Genomic DNA, 18,008 nt, shown 5'->3' with positions numbered 1-18,008 from the left:
CAGGGGAAACACTATGAGCAAAACAACATCGCGCCCAGCCGACTGGGCCGCCTACATCAGCCAGATGGAGTGCGTGCTGGCGCTGGAACTCGACGACAAGCGTCGTCAGGAATTATTGGCACAGTTCAGTCGTATTGCGCAGATGGCGCAGCCGCTGATGGACCTGCCGCTCGACCCGCGTCTGGAGATTGCCGGGGTTTATCGCGCATGAAAACCTATGAAGAGTTGACCATCAGCCAGCTGCACCACGCGCTGCAAAGCGGCGACCTGTCGGCCACTGAGATCGCCAGCGCCACCTTGGATAATATTGAGAAGAGTGACCCGACGCTCAACGCTTTTACCCACGTCACCGGCGATCGCATGCTGAGCGAAGCGGCGAAAGTCGACAAACTGCGCGCCAGCGGCGGCACTTTACCACCGCTGGCCGCCGTGCCTTACGCGGTGAAAAACCTGCTCGACGTCACCGGGCAGGTAACGCTGGCGGGAGCCAGCCTCAACAGCAATAATCCGGTCGCCAAACAGGATGCGTGGACGGTTTCACGCCTTACCAGCCAAGGCGCGCTGCTCTCCGGCATGCTGAATATGGATGCCTACGCCTACGGCTTCACCACCGAGAACAGCCACTACGGCGTGACCCGCAACCCTCGAGACACTTCACGCATTGCGGGCGGCTCTTCCGGCGGGTCCGCCGCGGCAGTGGCTGCGGGCTTGGTGCATTTCAGCCTCGGCAGTGACACCAACGGCTCCATCCGCGTGCCCTCTTCTCTCTCCGGTATTCTGGGGTTGAAACCCACTTTCGGGCGCATCTCGCGCAGCGGCAGCCAACCGTTTGTCGCCAGCCTCGACCACATCGGCCCGCTAGCTCGCTGCGCCTCCGACCTGTCTCAAGTGTATGACGCCATGCAGGGCACCGACCCGCAGGATGCTTTTCAGGCCGACAAACCGACCACTGAAACCTTCAGCCGCCTGACTCGCGGGCAGCAGGGCCTTCGCACGGCGGCGCTCGGCGGTTATTTCTCAACTTGGTGTGACGACGACGCCAAAGCCGCCGTGAAGAGAGTCGCCAAGGCGCTGGAAGCGCAAGAAGAGGTGGAGATGCCGCAGGCCGAACTGGCGCGCTCGGCGGCATTCCTGCTCACCGCTTCCGAAGGCGGCAACCAGTATTTGCCGCTGCTGCGCACCATTCCAGAACAGTTCGAACCCTTATCCCGCGAACGTTTATTAGCCGGGGCGATGATCCCCGCCGCGTGGTATGTTCAGGCCCAGCGTTTCCGCCATCAGTTCCAGCAGCAAATTCTGCCGCTGTTCGAGCACTGGGACATCTTGATCGCCCCTTCGACGCCGTGCAGCGCCACGCTGATTGGTCAGGAAACGATTCATATTAACGGCACCGACCTGCCAACCCGCGCCAGCATGGGCATGTTGACTCAGCCCATCTCCTTCCTCGGTTTGCCAGTGGTTTCGGTACCAGTGCAAACCGCCAGCGGCCTGCCGATTGGCTTACAGCTGATTGCTCCACCGTGGCGTGAAGACCTCTGTCTGCGCGCCGCGTGGGCGCTTGAGCAACAGGGCGTGGTGAAGGTGTTGACCTCACCGGTAACTGAATAATTTGACCAGAGAAGAAAAAATGAAAACTGACAATATTGACCGCCCGGCGATTTTGGCCGAAATGAACGCCGCGTTTTACCGTTATGAGCAGGCGTTGATCAGCAATGATATTGACGTGCTCGACGAGCTGTTCTGGCACGACCCGCGCACCGTACGCTTCGGCGCAGGCGAGAATCTGTACGGCATCGAAGCCATTCGCGAGTTCCGCGCCTCCCGCCCTTCACAGGGTTTGGATCGTGATTTGGTGAACACCACCATCACCACCTTCGGCGACGATATGGCGGTCGCCAGCACCGAATTCCGTCGCGCAGGCAGCGACAAAATCGGCCGCCAGCAGCAGACATGGGTGAAGATGCCGAGCGGCTGGAAGATCGTAGCGGCACATGTCAGTTTGATGGTTTGACCGAACCATGGGCGGTTCAGCTTTTGGAAAGCTGAGGAAATTGTCTTAACTTCAAATTCAAATTCAAATTCAAAACCGTGGGCGTCTGCCCACACCGACCAAGGGAGGCGTAAACGCGCCTCCCTTGGAACCCTGCGTTTTTTCTCGCTGGAAGATCGAGGCTGCGCAGGATTGGAATGGACATGTTTCAGCGACCAAGATGATCGTCGCGAAGTGCCGCCGCTTAGGCGGTTCCCTCGCTGCGGGATTCCAACCCGCGAAAAAAGACTCGCGGTTTTCCACCTCTTGCTCGGCGTCACTTCTGAACACGACCTACTGGCATTTACACCGAACCGTTTCATTCAATTCGTAAAAAAACTAAACCCAAAGCAAAGCCCACTGAAACGGCTCGGTTGAAATGCCTCAAAACCGCAGTCAAAAATGGCGCTGAGCGAATGGTTCGAGACCTATGGCTCGAATCCCGTGGCGAAGGCACCGCCTAAGCGGCGACATTCTTTATTGATAGGGAGGGCGGTGGATAACGGAAGTACCTGAAACATGTCCGCCCCACGAGCAAAGCGCGCAGTAAAGAGCCGGGGATTCTCAAGGGGCGCGGCGATAGGCGCCCCTTGAGGCCGGTGTGGCGGCAGCGCACGACCTTGACCTTGATTTTAAATCGAGATTAAACGTCGAAACGTTTACCCCCAGCAGGATGCTCTTTAACCCAGTGCTCAGCGATCTCCCCCCTCTTACATACCCACACATGGTCATGTCCCTGAACATAATCAAGAAACCGCTGCAAAGCCCTGAACCGCCCCGGGCGGCCTAGTATCCGGCAGTGCATGCCAATCGACATCATTTTCGGGCTGGTTTCCCCCTCTTCATACAGCACGTCGAAGGTGTCTTTCAGATAGGTGAAAAACTGCTCGCCGGTGTTGAAACCTTGAGGAGAGGCGAAACGCATATCGTTGGTTTCTAAGGTGTAAGGGATGACCAGGTGCTGCTTCACCTCGCCGCTGTCCAGCTTGACCGGTGTCCAGAACGGCAGGTCGTCGCCGTAGTAGTCGCTGTCATATTGGAAACCGCCGTATTCGGCCACCAGCTGGCGGGTGTTGGGGCTGTCTCGGCCGGTGTACCAGCCCAGCGGTGCGCTGCCGAAAAGGTCTTTCAGCACGCTGACTGCCTTGTGCATATGCTCGGCTTCTTGCGCCTTGCTCATGTCCTGATAGTGGATCCAGCGCCAACCGTGGCTTACCATGTCGTAGTCAGCCTGCTTGATGGCGGCGACAATTTCAGGGTTACGCGCCAATGCCATCGCCACGCCGAAAACCGTTAACGGCAGGCCGCGCTTTTGAAACTCATTATGAATGCGCCAAAAACCGGCGCGAGAGCCATATTCGTACAGGGAATCCATCGACATATGGCGGTCGGGGAAGCTGGCTGCGCCGATGATATCGGACAGAAACTGCTCGGAACCCGCGTCGCCGTGTAGCACGTTATTCTCAGCACCCTCTTCATAATTCAACACGAACTGCACCGCGATCCGCGCGTTGCCCGGCCAGTTGGCGTGGGGCGGACGACCGGCATAGCCAATCAGGTCGCGCGGGTAATTCTCGGTGAAGCGGTAATCAATATCAGACATTGCCGCCCCCCAGATTCAATCCGGCGAAACGGCCTGAAAGGGGCTTCTCAATCGGGTAATCCAAATCACCGTGCTTGCTGGTGCTCAGGCGCAGCGCCGCCAGTGATTCAATCATTTTGACCGCCGCGCTCACGCCGTCGATCACCGGGATCCCCAACTCTAGAGTCAGCTCCTGCGCCAGATCCGCCATGCCGCCACAGCCAAGCACGATCGCTCCGCTGCCGTCTGACTTCTTGGCGGCGATACACTGCTCGCGCACCTTCTGCTGCGCCAGGCCGCTGCCGTCATCCAGAGATAACACCGGCAAATCGATGGCGTGAAGCGCGGCGCAGTGGCGCTCAAAGCCGTACTGATGCAGCAAATGGCGGGCGATGGTTAAGGTGCGCGGCAAAGTAGTGACAATCGAAAACCGGGTCGCCAGCAGGGTCGCCATGTGCATGGCGGCCTCGGCGATGCCAATCACCGGAGCCTGTGCCAGCTCGCGGGCGGCCAGCAGACCGGGGTCGCCGAAGCAGGCGATGATATGCCCGTCAACGCCCGCCGCGCGGCCCGCTTTCACCTGTTGCAAAACGCCAATCGCGGCGATCGCTTCGTCAAAATGTCCTTCAATCGACGGCGCGCCCTCTTCCGGGCAAACCGCCCAAATCTCCGTACCGGGCGCTGCAACCTGACGCGCCGTGGCGGCCATCACCTCGGTCATGCCCAGACTGGTGTTCGGATTGATCAGTTGTATACAAAGTTTACCTGTGGCGGTGGACATCACTGCGTCTCCTTGTCGGCTTTTACCGCGTCGGCGGCAAACAGTTGCATAAAGTCAGGGGCAGTCTCCTGATGAGATTCAAACCGCAGGCTGGCAACAATGTGGTCGAAGTGGTGCGCCATGCTGTCAGCCAGACCTTTGGCGTCGCGGTTTTTCAGCAGATCCAGCAGATCGTCGTGATCGGTACAGCGGCAGCCCTGCTGCCACGGCGCGCCCCACACGGCGATTGCCAGCGAGGAGCGGAGGGTCAGTTGCGATACGGCTTCGGTCAGCACTTTATTGCCAGAAATCGCCTGTAGCTGGACGTGGAACGCGGCAGAGAGGCGGATCGCTGCCGGGCCGTTACGCGCCTCGTGGGCCAGTTTCTCCTCTTCCAACAGTTTCTTCAGCGCGGCGATGTGGGTGGACTGACAGTGCGCCACCACTTGGGGCAAGTTGGCGCACTCAAGAATTTTGCGCGTGGTGAAAACATCGCGCGACTCATCGGCGTCCGGCGAGGTGACGTGTGCACCACGCTTGGGCAACAGCGTCACTAATTGCACTGCGGCAAGGCGCTGTAGCACCCGGCGAATGCCCGTACGACTGACGGAAAAAGCCTGAGCCAAGGCTTCTTCGGGTAATTTATTGCCCGGCAGCAGCTGGTGTTCGACGATCGATTTCACCAACGCGTTATAAATGTGGTCGTCCTTATCCTCGGTAAAATAGGCCGTATTCAGCCCGCTCCAACTGGTCATTGCACCCACTCCGCTGTTCGATGATGCGCCATTTTATGTGCTAATCGTATACAGAAAAAATAAATATTGTATACAAAAAATCAAATATGGCCTGTTTCCTGCAAATGCCTTCGTGACGACTTTAATTTTGGGTCCGCCAACCTTGCGGTGCCCACTTCGACACGGTGTTTATGACAGGAGCACGATTTATGCCAAATCACGAAATCTCTTCCGCCAGCGCCTCGCCGGAATTGAGCGCGGGGATCATCAAACCGCACTACAGCCCACGGCTGTGCAATGACGACTTAGCACCGACTCGCGATCAGAACTGGAGCTGGTACAACATCTTCTCTTTCTGGATGTCGGACGTACACAGCATGGGCGGCTATGTGGTGGCGGCCAGCTTCTTCACGCTGGGGCTTTCCAGCTGGCAGGTGCTGCTGTGTCTGCTGTGCGGGATTTGCATCGTGCAGATTTTTGCCAATCTGGTGGCCAAGCCTAGCCAGCAGGCAGGCGTGCCTTATGCGGTGATTTGCCGTCAGGCGTTTGGGGTGTTTGGTGCAAACATTCCAGCGGTTATCCGTGGGCTGATCGCCTTCGCGTGGTACGGCATTCAAACTTATCTGGCAGCCAGCGCCCTGATGCTGGTGCTGCTGAAGTTCTTCCCGTCGCTCAATCCGCTGACCGTGCCGCACTGGCTGGGGCTGTCGGCAATGGGCTGGATCTGCTTCGGCGTGATGTGGCTGTTGCAGGCGATGGTCTTCTGGCACGGGATGAGCGCCATCAAGCGCTTTATTGATATCGCCGGGCCTGCCGTCTACGTGGTGATGCTGATGCTGGCGGGGTGGATTGTGTATAAAACCGGTTTCAGCAATATTTCTTTCACCTTGGCGAGTAAAACCCTGACCGTCGGCCAGCAGAGCTGGGAGATGCTGACCGCCACCGCGCTAGTTGTCTCCTACTTCTCAGGCCCGCTGCTCAACTTTGGTGACTTCTCGCGTTACGCCAAAAACATGGGTGAGATCCGTCGCGGCAACCGCTGGGGCTTGCCGTTTAACTTCCTGCTGTTCTCGATTGTGACCGTGGTGATTGTCTCCGGCACCCAGTCGCTGTTCGGCCAGATGATCACTGACCCCATCGAAACCGTCAGCCGCGTAGGTAACAGCGTGGCGGTGGCGCTCGGCCTGCTGACCATGATCATCGCCACCATCGGCATTAATATCGTGGCGAACTTCGTCTCTCCGGCCTTCGACTTCTCCAACTGCGCGCCGCAAAAAATCAGCTTCCGCACCGGTGGGATGATTGCCGCCGTCGGCTCAGTGCTGTTAACGCCGTGGAACCTGTTCCAGTCGCCGGAGCTTATCCACTATACGCTGGACGTGCTGGGTGCCTTTATTGGGCCACTGTTCGGCATCCTGCTGGCGGACTACTACCTGATTAAACGCGGGCATCTGGACGTGGACGCCCTGTTCAACGCCACGCCGTCCGGCCGCTACTGGTATCGCAACGGTTTCAACCCGAAAGCTATCATGGCGCTGCTTCCTGCCGTGGCGATTGGCCTGTTCATCAGCTTTACCCCGAGCCTGCACCAGGTGGCCAACTTTAGCTGGTTTATCGGCGCGTTCCTGTCCGGCGTCGCCTACCGCGTTATTGCTCGCCACGAGCGCGCTGCCAGCCCGTCAATTAACTTCTCGAAAGTAGAAATGGGCAAAGAGTAACGCCTTCATCTCACCACCGCCGGAGGCCTTTCCGGCGGTGTTTTTCCTCCCCTTCCCCGCGCCTCTACCCCTTTTTTGCCTTCTTTTGTTAATGAATCCCATCGCCAATTCACATACCATTCACATGGTAATACAGGCTAATTATTAGCGTGATAAACATAATTATATAACGCATCAGCGGCAGGCGTGCTTTTGGATTGCCTGCCCCGACATGGAGTTTTTTCAATGGAAATTAATGTTAACGGCAAAAAGCTGCCGTTGAGCAATGTCAGTGCCGACACCCCTCTGCTTTATATCCTACGCAACGATCTGGGCCTGAATGGGCCGAAATATGGCTGCGGCCTTGGCGAGTGCGGAGCCTGCACCGTGCTTATCGACGGCGTCGCCGCGCGCTCGTGCTCCATCCCGCTTTCGGGTGTGCAGGGCAAAGCCATCACCACGCTGGAAGGGCTGGGTGACGAAGGCCAATTGCACCCGGTGCAGCAAGGCTTTATCGACGAGCAGGCCGCGCAGTGCGGCTATTGCGCCAACGGCATGATCATGACGCTGGTCGCCCTGTTTGATAGAAACCCGCAGGCCAGCGAAGACGAAATCAAAAACGAACTGGCCTATAACCTGTGCCGCTGCGGCACCCATCTCGAAATCCTGCGCGCCGCCGAAAAGGCCCGTCAGCTGATTGCTGAGCGAGGTCAGGCATGAATACTCTGGAAATAACCCGTCGTCGCCTGCTGCAATCGGGCGGCGTGGTGATGGTCAGCAGCCTTTTCGTCTCGCCGCTTTCGGCCTTCGCCAACACTCCGGCAGCCAGCAAAGTGGGCGATATCCCGCTGGACCGCGTGAACAGCTTTATCGCGATGTCTGCCGACGGCAAGGTCACTGCCTTTAACGGCCACGTCGATTTGGGCACCGGCGTGCGCACCTCGCTGGCGCAGATCGTCGCGGATGAAATCGGCGTGCGCTTTGAAGATGTCACCATGATCCTCGGCGACACCAATCGCACCCCGAATCAAGGGCCGACCATCGCCAGCAGCACGCTACAAGTCTCCGCCGTGCCGCTGCGTCAGGCGGCGGCGCAGGTGCGCGAAATGCTCACCGCCCTCGCCGCTAAAGCCATCAAGCTGCCCGCCGAACAGCTTCGCGCCGAGCAGGGCTTTGTGTTTGTCGACGCCCACCCGGCCAAGCGTCTTAGCTACGCCCAATTGGCCGAAGGCCAAGATCTCAACCTGCCGCTCGACACTTCCGTGCAACTTAAAAGCGTCAAAGAGAGCCAGTACGTTGGCAAGCCGGTGGCGCGGGTGGACATTCCCGCCAAAGTCACCGGCCAGCTGACCTATGTTCACGACATGCGCCTGCCGGGCATGCTGCACGGCCGCGTGGTCAGGCCGCCCTATGCCGGTGCTGACAGCAGCGCGCCGCTGGGCGACAGCCTGATTTCGGTGGATAAAGCCTCTATCGCCCACCTGCCGGGCATCGTCGAAGTGGTAGTCATTAAAGATTTCATCGGCATTGTCGCCGAGCGCGAGGAACAGGCGATTACCGCCATGCGCGAGCTTAAAGTCGAATGGAAAAAATGGGCCGGGCTGCCGGACCTGTCGCTGGATAAGCTGCACGACACGCTGGCGGCGACGCCAAAAACTGACCGTATGCTGCGCAACGACGCCGGTACGGATGAAGCGCTATCCAGTCTGCATATTCACGCCGACGCCGATTATGTCTGGCCTTATCACCTGCACGCCTCTATCGGGCCATCCTGCGCAGTGGCGGACGTCACGGCGGAGAAAGCCGAAGTCTGGTCCGGCACGCAGAACCCCCATGACCTGCGCAAAGACCTCGCCAAGCTGCTGGATCGCGCGCCGGAGCAGGTGCATATCAACCGTATGGAAGCCTCCGGCTGCTATGGCCGCAACTGCGCCGACGACGTCTCTGCCGATGCCCTCCTGCTGTCGCAAGCCGTGGGTAAACCCGTGCGCGTGCAGCTGATGCGCGAGCAAGAGTCAGGCTGGGAGCCGAAAGGCACCGGCCAGCTGATCCGCGTGCGCGGTGGTCTGGATAAGCAATTGCAGGTGGCGGCTTACGAGCTAAAAACCAGTTATCCGTCAAACAACGCCGTAACGCTGCCTCTGGTGCTGACCGGCAAAGTGCCGAACACCGCCGATGTGCAGCAGATGGGCGACCGTACCGCCATTCCGCAATATGAATATCCGCACATGCGGGTGCTGTCGCAGGATGCCGCGCCGATTGTGCGCGCCTCGTGGATGCGCGGCGTCTCGGCCCTGCCGAACGTCTTCGCCCATGAGTCGTGGATTGATGAAATGGCTTATCTGGCGGGTCAGGATCCTATCGCCTACCGCCTGCAATACCTGAAAGATGACCGCGCCATTAAGCTGATCGCCGCGCTGAAAAAGCAGTGCAATTGGCAAGACGGCCCGGCCCATCGCCAGCCCGCTTCGGCCAATCAAGACGTGGTGACCGGGCGCGGTTTCGCCTACGCCCGCTACTTCCACAGTAAATTCCCCGGCTTCGGCGCGGCCTGGGCAGCGTGGGTCTGCGACCTAAGCGTGAATCGCAAAACCGGGCAGATCAAAATCGACAAGATTTTCGTCGCCCACGACTGCGGCCGAATGATTAACCCGGCGGGGGTAAAGCATCAGGTTCACGGCAACATTATTCAGTCCACCAGCCGCGTGCTGAAGGAGTTCGTCACCTTTGACGGCGCGGGCACCACCTCGCTCGAATGGGGCGGCTATCCGATCCTGCGCTTTGACGAGTTGCCGCAGGTGGATATTCAACTGCTGGACTACCCCGACGCGCCGCCAATGGGCGCGGGGGAGTCGGCGTCGGTACCAAGCGCAGCGGCGGTCGGCAATGCGCTGTTTGACGCACTGGGCGTGCGAATGCGCGAAGTACCCTTTACGCCGGAACGCGTGCTAAAAGCACTGGAATCCGCAGCACAGGTTAAGGAAGACAAAGCATGAGTAAGATAAAGAAAGTCGCCGGATGGGGCGCAGTAGCGGTGCTGGCGATAGTGATTGGCGGCGCCACCATCAGCTGGCAACCGGAAATCGCGCCGTTGAAACAGCCGGGCACTCAGACCTTCAGCCCGGAGAAAATCGAGCAAGGCCGTAAGCTGGCTGACCTCGGCGACTGCGCCGTGTGCCACACCCGCTCCGGCGGCGAGCGCAATACCGGCGGGCTGGCGATGGAGATCCCCTTCGGCACGATTTACTCCACCAACATCACGCCAGACGCCGAAACCGGCATCGGTAAGTGGTCCTTCGCCGCCTTTAAGCGGGCGATGCGCCACGGGGTGGACCGTGAGGGCAATTACCTCTATCCGGCCTTCCCTTATACCGCCTTTACCCGCACCAGCGATGCTGACCTCGAGGCGCTGTATGCCTATCTGATGTCGCAGCCGCCGGTGAAGTATTCGCCGCCGGAAACCGCGCTGAGCTTCCCGTTCAACATTCGTCAGGGCATCGTGACCTGGAACTGGCTGTTCCTCAAACCGGGCGAGTTGAAGACTGACAGCAGCAAGAGCGCCGAGTGGCAGCGCGGGGAATATCTCACCGAAGGGCTGGGACACTGTAGCGCCTGCCACTCGCCGCGCAACCTGATGTTTGGTGAGAAAGGCGGCAAGGATCATCTGACCGGAGGCGTGGCCGAAGGCTGGACCGCGCCGTCACTGGTGGCGAACTCCGACGCGCCGCTGAAGTGGACTCACGAGGATTTCGTCACCTTTATGCGCAGCGGCTATTCGGCCAACCACGGCGTCGCCGCCGGGCCGATGGGGCCAGTGGTCGCAGAAGGTTTGTCGCAACTGCCGCCAGAAGATCTGCAGGCCATCGCCACCTATCTGATGTCCTTCCAGAGTGACAGCGCGCCGCAGGGCAGCGCGGATGAACTGAATCAACGCGCGGAAAGCAAGGTAGAGCCTCTGACCTCGGAAGGCGCGAGGCTGTTCTCCGGCTCCTGCATGGCCTGCCACGCGCAGGAGAAAGGCCCGCAGATGACCGGCGTGCGCCCTTCTCTGGCACTCAACACCAACCTGTTTACCGACTCGCCGGACAATGCGATTCGCATCGTGCTCGACGGTATTCAGCATCCGGCCAAGGCCGAGCTGGGCTTTATGCCTGCGTTTCGCCATAACCTGAGCGATGCGCAGATTGCCACCCTACTGAATTACTTGCGTGGAGAGTATGCCGGGAAAGCCGCCTGGCCTGACTTACAGCAAAAAGTCAGCGAAGTAAGGGCAGAAACCGCAATGAAATAAGCAGGAAATTGGCAGGACGCAAACCGGCGTGGGTGATAACTTGCGCCGGTTTTTTTATGCTTTACAGGACGTTTTTTGCAGAAAACAGAAACAACGAAGCCCTGAGTTATTGCTAACTCAGGGCTTCTGAATGTTGGCGGAACGGACGGGGCTCGAACCCGCGACCCCCTGCGTGACAGGCAGGTATTCTAACCAACTGAACTACCGCTCCGCGCCGTTCGGTTAAGAACGGAGCGGATATTAAGGAATGCCCGCGATGGCGTCAATGCTTTTCCTGACAATTTCACTCGACTGAGCAGTTTTTCTGCAAGACGAGCATTTTAAAGGCAATTTCTTACTCTTCTGCTGCCGGTTGTGGCCGCCATAAACAGCTTCCCCCCTTCTTGAACACCAGATCCAAACGCTCTTCGTGCCAGGCCATCTCCTGCTCGCTGGCGCGGATCACTTTCAAACCCGAGGCCGGTCTGGCGATGCGCTGGATCCCTTGCCCGTCCGCGCCGGTTTTCTGGTCACCTTCGTGGGTGAATTTCATGATGGTCTGACCGCCGGTCATCATCAGATAAACTTCGGCGAGGATCTCGGAGTCAAGCAACGCGCCGTGCAGCGTGCGTTTGCTGTTGTCTATCAGATAGCGATCGCTGAGGGCGTCGAGGCTGTTGCGCTTGCCGGGGAACAGCTTGCGCGCCATTTGCAGGGTATCGGTGATTTTGCAGAAGGTTTCAGTTTTCTCAATGCCACGACCCAGCATGCCAAACTCGTAATCCATAAAGCCGATGTCGAACGTCGCGTTATGGATGACCAGTTCGCCGCCGCGAATGTACTCGAGGAAGTCGTCGGCGATGTCGGCAAACGTCGGCTTGTCGGCGAGGAATTCGTCACTGATCCCGTGAACGCCAAAGGCTTCGGGATCGACCAAACGATCGGGCTTCAAATAGACGTGGAAATTGCGCCCGGTCAGGCGACGGTTAATCACCTCAACCGCACCGATTTCAATGATTCGATGCCCCTCGTAGTGAACACCGAGTTTGTTCATACCGGTGGTTTCGGTATCGAGAACGATCTGTCTGGTAGGAGAAGAAATCATATTGCAGTGCTCGCAGCGCTCGTTTATGTCAGACTTGGCTTTTACTTTCTGCGGAAGAGTCTACCAGAGATGACCAAACAGGTAGAAATTTTCACCGACGGCTCTTGCCTTGGCAATCCCGGCCCCGGTGGTTTCGGCGCAATCTTGCGCTACAAGCAACACGAAAAAGAGTTCAGCGCCGGCTTCCGGCTAACCACCAATAACCGCATGGAGCTGATGGCGGCGATTGTGGCCCTTGAGGCACTGACCTCCCCTTGCGAAGTGACCTTAAGCACCGACAGCCAGTATGTTCGTCAGGGCATCACCAGTTGGATCCACAACTGGAAGAAGCGCGGCTGGAAAACGGCAGACAAAAAGCCGGTCAAGAATGTCGATTTATGGCAACGGCTGGACGCGGCGATTCAGGAGCATAAGCTGAACTGGATGTGGGTTAAAGGCCACGCGGGCCACCCGGAGAATGAACGTTGTGACGTGCTGGCGCGCGACGCGGCGGGCAATCCGACGCTGGATGACGTGGGCTATAAACCAGAGAGTTAATCTTCACTCTGGTGATCTTTACGATAACTTTTGCTGCTGGCCCCCACCGCCTGCGGTATCGCCTGACGCCTTGCCGGCACCTTCTTGGCGCTCGGCGTCAGCGGCAGCGTCCTTTTACGCGCCACCATCACCGTCATACAGCCTAGCGCGGGCAGATGCGTACTCAGCGTCTTCCCGCCCTTGGCGCACCACGGCAGCACCTGAAAACGGCTCTTCATCATCACTTCATAATTAAGTAAGCCCAGCCAGTCGAGTAAGCGCGTTTGGGTAAACATCTGGCTGACATAAGGCTGGCGTTTGCGCACCAAGGGCACCAGCTTGGCCATTCCAACTAAACTCAACGGGTTAAAGCTGCTTAACACCAGCCAGCCGTCGTCAATCAGCACGCGATCAACTTCACGCAAAGTCCGGTGAGGGTCTTCGGCATAGGCTAAAGTATGGGCTAGCAGGCAGGCATCCACCGATTTGTGCGCGAAGGGCAATTGGTACTGCGAGCCTTGGACATGCAGATTTTCTCCCAGCTCTGCGACGTTAACCTGATGGGAGATAGGGCAGCCTGAGGTGTCGAGTTCAACGCTCAAACTGCCAATCTTTAATAGGTGGAAACCGTATAACTTGCCCCACCATGCTTGAAGTTGTCGCTCAAGCGCGGCACGGTAATACTCGCCGCAGGGGAATGAATCCCATGAAGCTGGCGCAGTGATTTTTTTACGTGTGCGGGCTGGTAGCATATTTTATTTTCGTCTTTCAAGCGTTTGCCAACGAGAGGTATCTATGAATCTTATCAGTATTCCCGCCTTGCAGGACAATTACATTTGGTTATTGGATGACCAGAACGGTCACTGTCTGATTGTCGATCCCGGCGAAGCCGCCCCGGTGCTGGAAGCGCTAAAAACGCGCAATTTAACCCCGACTGACATCCTGCTGACCCATCATCATCATGACCATGTTGGCGGTGTAAATGAGATTTTGTCGCATTACCCTGCGGTAAAAGTGTACGGTCCTGAAGAAACGGCGAGCAAAGGTGCTAAGAAAATTCTTAAAAACGGCGATGAGGTCGAAATTGGCGGGGCGAAATGGCACATCTTTGCTACGCCCGGGCACACTTTAGGTCATATTTCATACTACAGCGCCCCTTACCTATTCTGCGGAGATACCATGTTCTCCGCCGGATGCGGCCGATTGTTCGAAGGGACACCTGAGCAAATGTATCAATCCTTTCAACAGTTAGCTCAGCTTCCAGATGACACTTTAGTCTGCGCGGCACACGAATATACTCTCTCAAATCTTAAGTTTGCCCGGTCAATTCTGCCAGACGATTCTGATATTGATTCTCATGAACAGAATGTGCAGGAAATGCGTAAAAAGGGGCAACCTTCCCTGCCTACAACCCTAGGTTTAGAACGAAAAATTAACCTGTTTTTACGATGCGATGATATTGATTTACAAAACAAATTAAACCTTAACGATCCCTTAAAACCTTCTTGGCAAGTTTTCGCCCATCTAAGGGGCCTCAAGGATAGCTTCTGAAGCAAAAGGTTGTGTTTTTGGGCTAAGCAAAGTATTATCGCTCGTCTTTTAAGCAACTATTGACATACACATGAAGGCAAAAGCGATAATCTTCGCCTCGGTGTTGCTAGTGGGTTGCCAAGCGTCCAGACAGGACGTGAAGGTGCCAGAACAGCATGCACAGAGTTTGTCTTCAGCAAGTCAAAGTGAAGCAGGAGAGTACACAGATGGGGGGCGGTTAACCTCTTCGCGATGGTTGGACAATGATGACTCTATCGCGCAAAAGAATCTGTGGAACTTCATTGGCGACGAGCTGAAGATGAAGGTTCCGGAAAATGCCCGGATCCGTGAGCAAAAAGTAAAATACTTAAAAAATAAGAGCTATCTCCACGATGTAACATTACGGGCAGAGCCGTACATGTACTGGATCACCGAGCAGATTAAGAAACGCAATATGCCGATGGAACTGGTACTGCTACCCATAGTGGAGAGCGCTTTTGACCCTAAAGCAACCTCATCAGCTAACGCTGCGGGGCTGTGGCAGATCGTGCCACAAACGGGGCGCAATTATGGTTTGAAACAAAACCAGTGGTATGACGGTCGTCGAGATGTTGTGGCGTCTACAACTGCTGCGCTTGATATGATGCAAAACCTAAACAAGATGTTTGGCGGTGACTGGTTATTGACTGTCGCAGCGTATAACAGCGGTGAAGGCCGAGTCATGCAAGCGGTGAAAGCGAATAAAGCTAAAGGTCGTCCGACAGATTTCTGGTCACTGGCGCTTCCTCGTGAAACGTCGATTTATGTCCCGAAAATGTTAGCCTTAAGCGATATTTTAAAGCATAGCAAAAAGTACGGAATTAGCTTACCGACGCCGAGCCAAGACCGCGCATTAGCGCGTGTTGAAGTGGGGCAACAGATGCAGTTAACTCAGGCGGCTGAGATGGCGGGCATGTCACTGACTAAGCTTAAGTCGTACAATACTGGCTACAAACAAAATGTTACCGCGCCTAACGGCCCGCACTACATTGTGTTACCGACGGCTCATGCAGCGCAGTTGAAGGATTCTCTGGCCGATGGCGACATCGAAGCCGTGCAGAATACCAGACTAGCGAGCAACGCTCCGTCTGGCGCAAAAGCTTACAAGGTTCGCTCCGGCGATAGCTTGTCGGGGATTGCAGCAAGACTGAACGTTAAGACCCGTGATTTACAGCGTTGGAACAATTTGCGCTCGGCGAGCGCGATAAAAGTTGGGCAAACCCTGCAAGTGGCGGATAACAGCGTCAGTTCGGCAAGTAGCAGTAACGGCGGCAGTATTACGTATCAGGTTCGCAAAGGCGATTCGTTGTCGAGCATTGCTAAGCGTCACGGCGTAAACATCAAAGATGTGATGCGCTGGAATGCTGGCACAGACAACCTTCAGCCCGGCACTAAGCTGACTCTGTTCGTCAGCAATAAGTTAACGCCAGACACCTGATGCTATGCGCAGCGTCATCCCTACAAAAAAGCACCCTTTCGGGTGCTTTTTTTTATGCTCAAATTTGCGGGAATCGGCTTACAGAGCTTTGTTCGCCGCACTCTGATCGGCCAGAAACTCCACCAGCAGCGGGTTATGGTCCGACGCCTGAGTTTCCATCACCGTCGCATGGGTGACGCTCAAATCGCGATAGAAGATGAAATCTAGCGGGCGGCCAAAGGCGCGACGGCGGAAGTCCGACGGGAACCTCACCTCTTGCAGACGAATGTTATTGGCGAAACCGAACAAGGCGTTGATGCGCTGGCGGCTCCAGGCGTTGAAGTCCCCCGCCATCACCACCGGCCCTTTATGATGCGCAATCTGCTCGCCAATGGTCTCCAACTGCTTGCTGTAGACATCCACCCCGATGCTGAAATTCACCGCGTGGATGTTCACCACCATCAGCAGTCTGCCGTCCAGTAGCGGGTAGACTGTCACCAAGGCGGATTTAGCCAGGCGTAGCAGGGGCTCACGCTCGCGCAGAGGGCAACAGTAGACCGGATGGGCAGCGGAGAGCGTCATCACGCCAGAGGGGTGCTGAGGCAGCATATAGGCCGGAACCTGATCGGCGGCCAAATAGTGAGAGGTAGCAAATCGAATCAGCTCAGGGGTGGTTTGCGCTTCTTGCAGCAACACCAGCTGGGCATCTTTGCCAAAACCTTGCAACACCGAAAGCCAGTCGGCCCGTTGTTGCTTAAAAATGTTCCACACCATCACGCGTAGAGTATTGGAATTGGGCAGCGCGGCTCCGGGAGGCAATCCAGTACTGAGATGTGCCATGGCACCTGGAAAGATCTGCTCGACCGGTTGACCTGCAACATACCTCATTGCATATGTTCTTTTCGGCACGCTTATCGCCTATTCACTCAATCAAAAATCATGCTGCTCGAAGGCAGCGGACGTTTCAGTATACGCCCGTCAGTGCTCAGGCCAAATCTGTTTACAATCGTATACACCCTGCCCGCCTGACCGTCGGCGTTCTGTTATCAAGGTAGCATAGGATTATTGGTATGCCTCGTTAATGCGTTAATCAGCGAAAAGCAAAACGGCCCACCCGAAGGTGAGCCGCGCGTTGCACTGCCGGATAGCCTTAGGCCATTGCCAGCTGGGTTTTCTTATCCAAATGGCCACTCAGGCGAATCAGCGCCAGTGCGCCGAGCACGATAACCGCGCCAATCCACGGCGTTTGCGCCAGTCCGATGCTCGACACTACCTGCCCGCCGACCACCGAGCCAATTGCAATCCCGACGTTGAAGGCGGCGATGTTCAGGCCGGAAGCCACGTCTACCGCGTTCGGCGTCACTTCTTCTGCTTTCTGCACTACGTACACCTGCAAACCAGGCACGTTGCCGAAGGCGAAGATGCCCATCACCATCAGGGTGATCAGTGCCGGGATTGCAAAATTGGCGGTGAACTGGAACACAAACAGGATGATAGCCAGCGCCGCGAAGATGATGCTCAGGGCTTTCACCGCGCCGTGTTTATCCGCCAGCTTGCCGCCCCAGATGTTGCCGATAGCCACTGACACGCCATAGGCCAGCAAGATCCAGCTCACCATGCTGGCGGAGAAACCGGCCTGCTGCTGCATCATCGGCGCGAGGAAGGTGAAGGTGGTGAACACCCCACCGTAGCCCAGCGCGGTGACTGCGTAAATCAGCAGCAGGCGTGGGTTCATCAATACTTTTAGCTGATCGGCGATCTTCGCCGAAGGGCCATTTTTGATGTTATTCGGCACCAGAATCGCGCTGGCAATAATAGCAATCACCCCAATCAGCGTGACGGCCAGGAAGGTTTCGCGCCAGCCAAAATGCTGCCCGATAAAGGTCCCCAGCGGCACGCCGGTCACCAGTGCCACGGTCAGCCCGCCAAACATCAGCGCGATAGCCGAAGCCGCTTTCTCTTTCGACACCAGACTGGTGGCGATAGTCGAACCAATCGAGAAGAACACGCCGTGCGCCAGCCCGGTCAGGAGCCGCGCCACTACCAGCGTGCTGTAGTTGGGTGACTGCCACGCCAGCAGGTTGCCGATAGTAAAGAACACCATCAGGCCAATCAACAGGGCTTTACGCGGCACGCGGCCGGTCATTGCCGTCAGAACAGGTGCGCCAACGGCCACACCCACGGCATAAATAGACACCAGCAAACCGGCTGATGGCACTGAAACACCCAGTTGATCCGCGATGGTTGGGATCAGCCCAACAATCACGAACTCGGTGGTTCCTATAGCGAATGCGCTGATGGTCAGCGCTAACAATGCAAGAGGCATAAC

Annotated in this window: 17 protein-coding genes and 1 tRNA gene; 10 read left to right on the top strand and 8 right to left on the bottom strand. The window is 57.0% G+C overall.

Annotation, left to right across the window (positions count from 1 at the left end):
* Positions 1-13 precede the first annotated feature (13 nt).
* From hpxX to hpxZ, 3 genes are read left to right on the top strand one after another with little or no spacing between them, the layout of a single operon-like run.
* On the top strand, positions 14-211 hold the full coding sequence (gene hpxX, locus SBO83_RS00190; protein ID WP_396130065.1) for an oxalurate catabolism protein HpxX: 198 nt from the start codon (positions 14-16) through the stop codon (positions 209-211).
* A complete protein-coding gene (locus SBO83_RS00185; RefSeq protein ID WP_396130063.1) occupies positions 208-1,608 on the top strand; it encodes an AtzE family amidohydrolase in 1,401 nt (466 codons plus the stop codon). The genes hpxX and SBO83_RS00185 overlap by 4 nt, the downstream gene beginning before the upstream one ends.
* Positions 1,609-1,627: 19 nt before the next feature.
* On the top strand, positions 1,628-2,011 hold the full coding sequence (hpxZ, locus tag SBO83_RS00180) for an oxalurate catabolism protein HpxZ (RefSeq protein ID WP_034787856.1): 384 nt from the start codon (positions 1,628-1,630) through the stop codon (positions 2,009-2,011).
* A 661-nt stretch (positions 2,012-2,672) separates the two neighbouring features.
* Here the strand turns inward: hpxZ and puuE are convergent.
* From puuE to SBO83_RS00165, 3 genes are read right to left on the bottom strand one after another with little or no spacing between them, the layout of a single operon-like run.
* The gene (gene puuE / locus SBO83_RS00175; RefSeq protein ID WP_396130062.1) at positions 2,673-3,632 is read right to left on the bottom strand and encodes an allantoinase PuuE; all 960 of its coding nucleotides are present in this window, start codon (positions 3,630-3,632) and stop codon (positions 2,673-2,675) included.
* Positions 3,625-4,392, bottom strand: a complete 768-nt coding sequence (gene hpxA, locus SBO83_RS00170; protein ID WP_396130061.1) for an allantoin racemase — start codon at positions 4,390-4,392, stop codon at positions 3,625-3,627. Before hpxA ends, puuE begins: the two co-directional genes overlap by 8 nt.
* Positions 4,392-5,126, bottom strand: coding sequence for an FCD domain-containing protein (locus SBO83_RS00165; RefSeq protein WP_396130060.1), 735 nt, complete (start codon positions 5,124-5,126; stop codon positions 4,392-4,394). The genes hpxA and SBO83_RS00165 overlap by 1 nt, the downstream gene beginning before the upstream one ends.
* 188 nt (positions 5,127-5,314) lie before the next feature.
* On the opposite strand from SBO83_RS00165, the gene SBO83_RS00160 reads away from it, so the two are divergent.
* From SBO83_RS00160 to SBO83_RS00145, 4 genes are all read left to right on the top strand, one after another.
* Positions 5,315-6,823 (top strand): NCS1 family nucleobase:cation symporter-1, encoded by a 1,509-nt coding sequence (locus tag SBO83_RS00160; RefSeq protein ID WP_396130059.1) that lies wholly within the window; start codon positions 5,315-5,317, stop codon positions 6,821-6,823.
* 225 nt (positions 6,824-7,048) lie between these two features.
* Positions 7,049-7,522 carry a 2Fe-2S iron-sulfur cluster-binding protein gene (locus SBO83_RS00155; RefSeq protein WP_396130058.1) on the top strand — a complete coding sequence of 158 codons (474 nt, stop codon included), beginning with the start codon at positions 7,049-7,051 and terminating at the stop codon, positions 7,520-7,522.
* The gene (locus tag SBO83_RS00150) at positions 7,519-9,798 is read left to right on the top strand and encodes a xanthine dehydrogenase family protein molybdopterin-binding subunit (protein WP_396130057.1); all 2,280 of its coding nucleotides are present in this window, start codon (positions 7,519-7,521) and stop codon (positions 9,796-9,798) included. The genes SBO83_RS00155 and SBO83_RS00150 overlap by 4 nt, the downstream gene beginning before the upstream one ends.
* Positions 9,795-11,093: a c-type cytochrome gene (locus SBO83_RS00145; RefSeq protein WP_396130055.1), complete on the top strand. Its 1,299-nt coding sequence runs from the start codon at positions 9,795-9,797 to the stop codon at positions 11,091-11,093. The genes SBO83_RS00150 and SBO83_RS00145 overlap by 4 nt, the downstream gene beginning before the upstream one ends.
* 134 nt (positions 11,094-11,227) lie before the next feature.
* Here the strand turns inward: SBO83_RS00145 and SBO83_RS00140 are convergent.
* Both SBO83_RS00140 and dnaQ read right to left on the bottom strand, forming a co-directional pair.
* A tRNA-Asp gene (locus tag SBO83_RS00140) sits at positions 11,228-11,304 on the bottom strand.
* Positions 11,305-11,427: 123 nt separating this feature from the next.
* The gene (gene dnaQ, locus SBO83_RS00135) at positions 11,428-12,177 is read right to left on the bottom strand and encodes a DNA polymerase III subunit epsilon (protein ID WP_396130053.1); all 750 of its coding nucleotides are present in this window, start codon (positions 12,175-12,177) and stop codon (positions 11,428-11,430) included.
* A gap of 69 nt (positions 12,178-12,246) precedes the next feature.
* Here dnaQ and rnhA point away from each other — a divergent pair, with 69 nt between their 5' ends.
* The gene (gene rnhA, locus SBO83_RS00130) at positions 12,247-12,714 is read left to right on the top strand and encodes a ribonuclease HI (RefSeq protein WP_396130052.1); all 468 of its coding nucleotides are present in this window, start codon (positions 12,247-12,249) and stop codon (positions 12,712-12,714) included.
* On the opposite strand, the gene SBO83_RS00125 is transcribed toward rnhA, so the two are convergent.
* Positions 12,711-13,445 (bottom strand): methyltransferase domain-containing protein, encoded by a 735-nt coding sequence (locus SBO83_RS00125; RefSeq protein WP_396130051.1) that lies wholly within the window; start codon positions 13,443-13,445, stop codon positions 12,711-12,713. The genes rnhA and SBO83_RS00125 overlap by 4 nt on opposite strands.
* Before the next feature lie 43 nt (positions 13,446-13,488).
* Between SBO83_RS00125 and gloB the strand changes: the two genes are divergently transcribed.
* On the top strand, positions 13,489-14,244 hold the full coding sequence (gene gloB / locus SBO83_RS00120) for a hydroxyacylglutathione hydrolase (protein WP_396130050.1): 756 nt from the start codon (positions 13,489-13,491) through the stop codon (positions 14,242-14,244).
* Positions 14,245-14,314: 70 nt separating this feature from the next.
* Complete coding sequence (gene mltD / locus SBO83_RS00115) at positions 14,315-15,700, top strand: murein transglycosylase D (protein WP_353501128.1); 1,386 nt, start codon at positions 14,315-14,317, stop codon at positions 15,698-15,700.
* A 78-nt stretch (positions 15,701-15,778) separates the two neighbouring features.
* Here mltD and SBO83_RS00110 read toward each other — a convergent pair whose 3' ends face one another.
* Both SBO83_RS00110 and SBO83_RS00105 read right to left on the bottom strand, forming a co-directional pair.
* Positions 15,779-16,588: an endonuclease/exonuclease/phosphatase family protein gene (locus SBO83_RS00110; protein WP_353501127.1), complete on the bottom strand. Its 810-nt coding sequence runs from the start codon at positions 16,586-16,588 to the stop codon at positions 15,779-15,781.
* Between the two features lie 241 nt (positions 16,589-16,829).
* A complete protein-coding gene (locus SBO83_RS00105; RefSeq protein ID WP_396130049.1) occupies positions 16,830-18,005 on the bottom strand; it encodes an MFS transporter in 1,176 nt (391 codons plus the stop codon).
* Between the last annotated feature and the right edge of the window lie 3 nt (positions 18,006-18,008).

This window comes from Ewingella allii (assembly GCF_044430645.1).
In the GTDB taxonomy this organism is placed as follows: Bacteria; Pseudomonadota; Gammaproteobacteria; order Enterobacterales; family Enterobacteriaceae; genus Ewingella; species Ewingella allii.
Note: the sequence above shows the minus strand (reverse complement) of the source record. Positions and strands in the feature narration are given on the sequence as shown.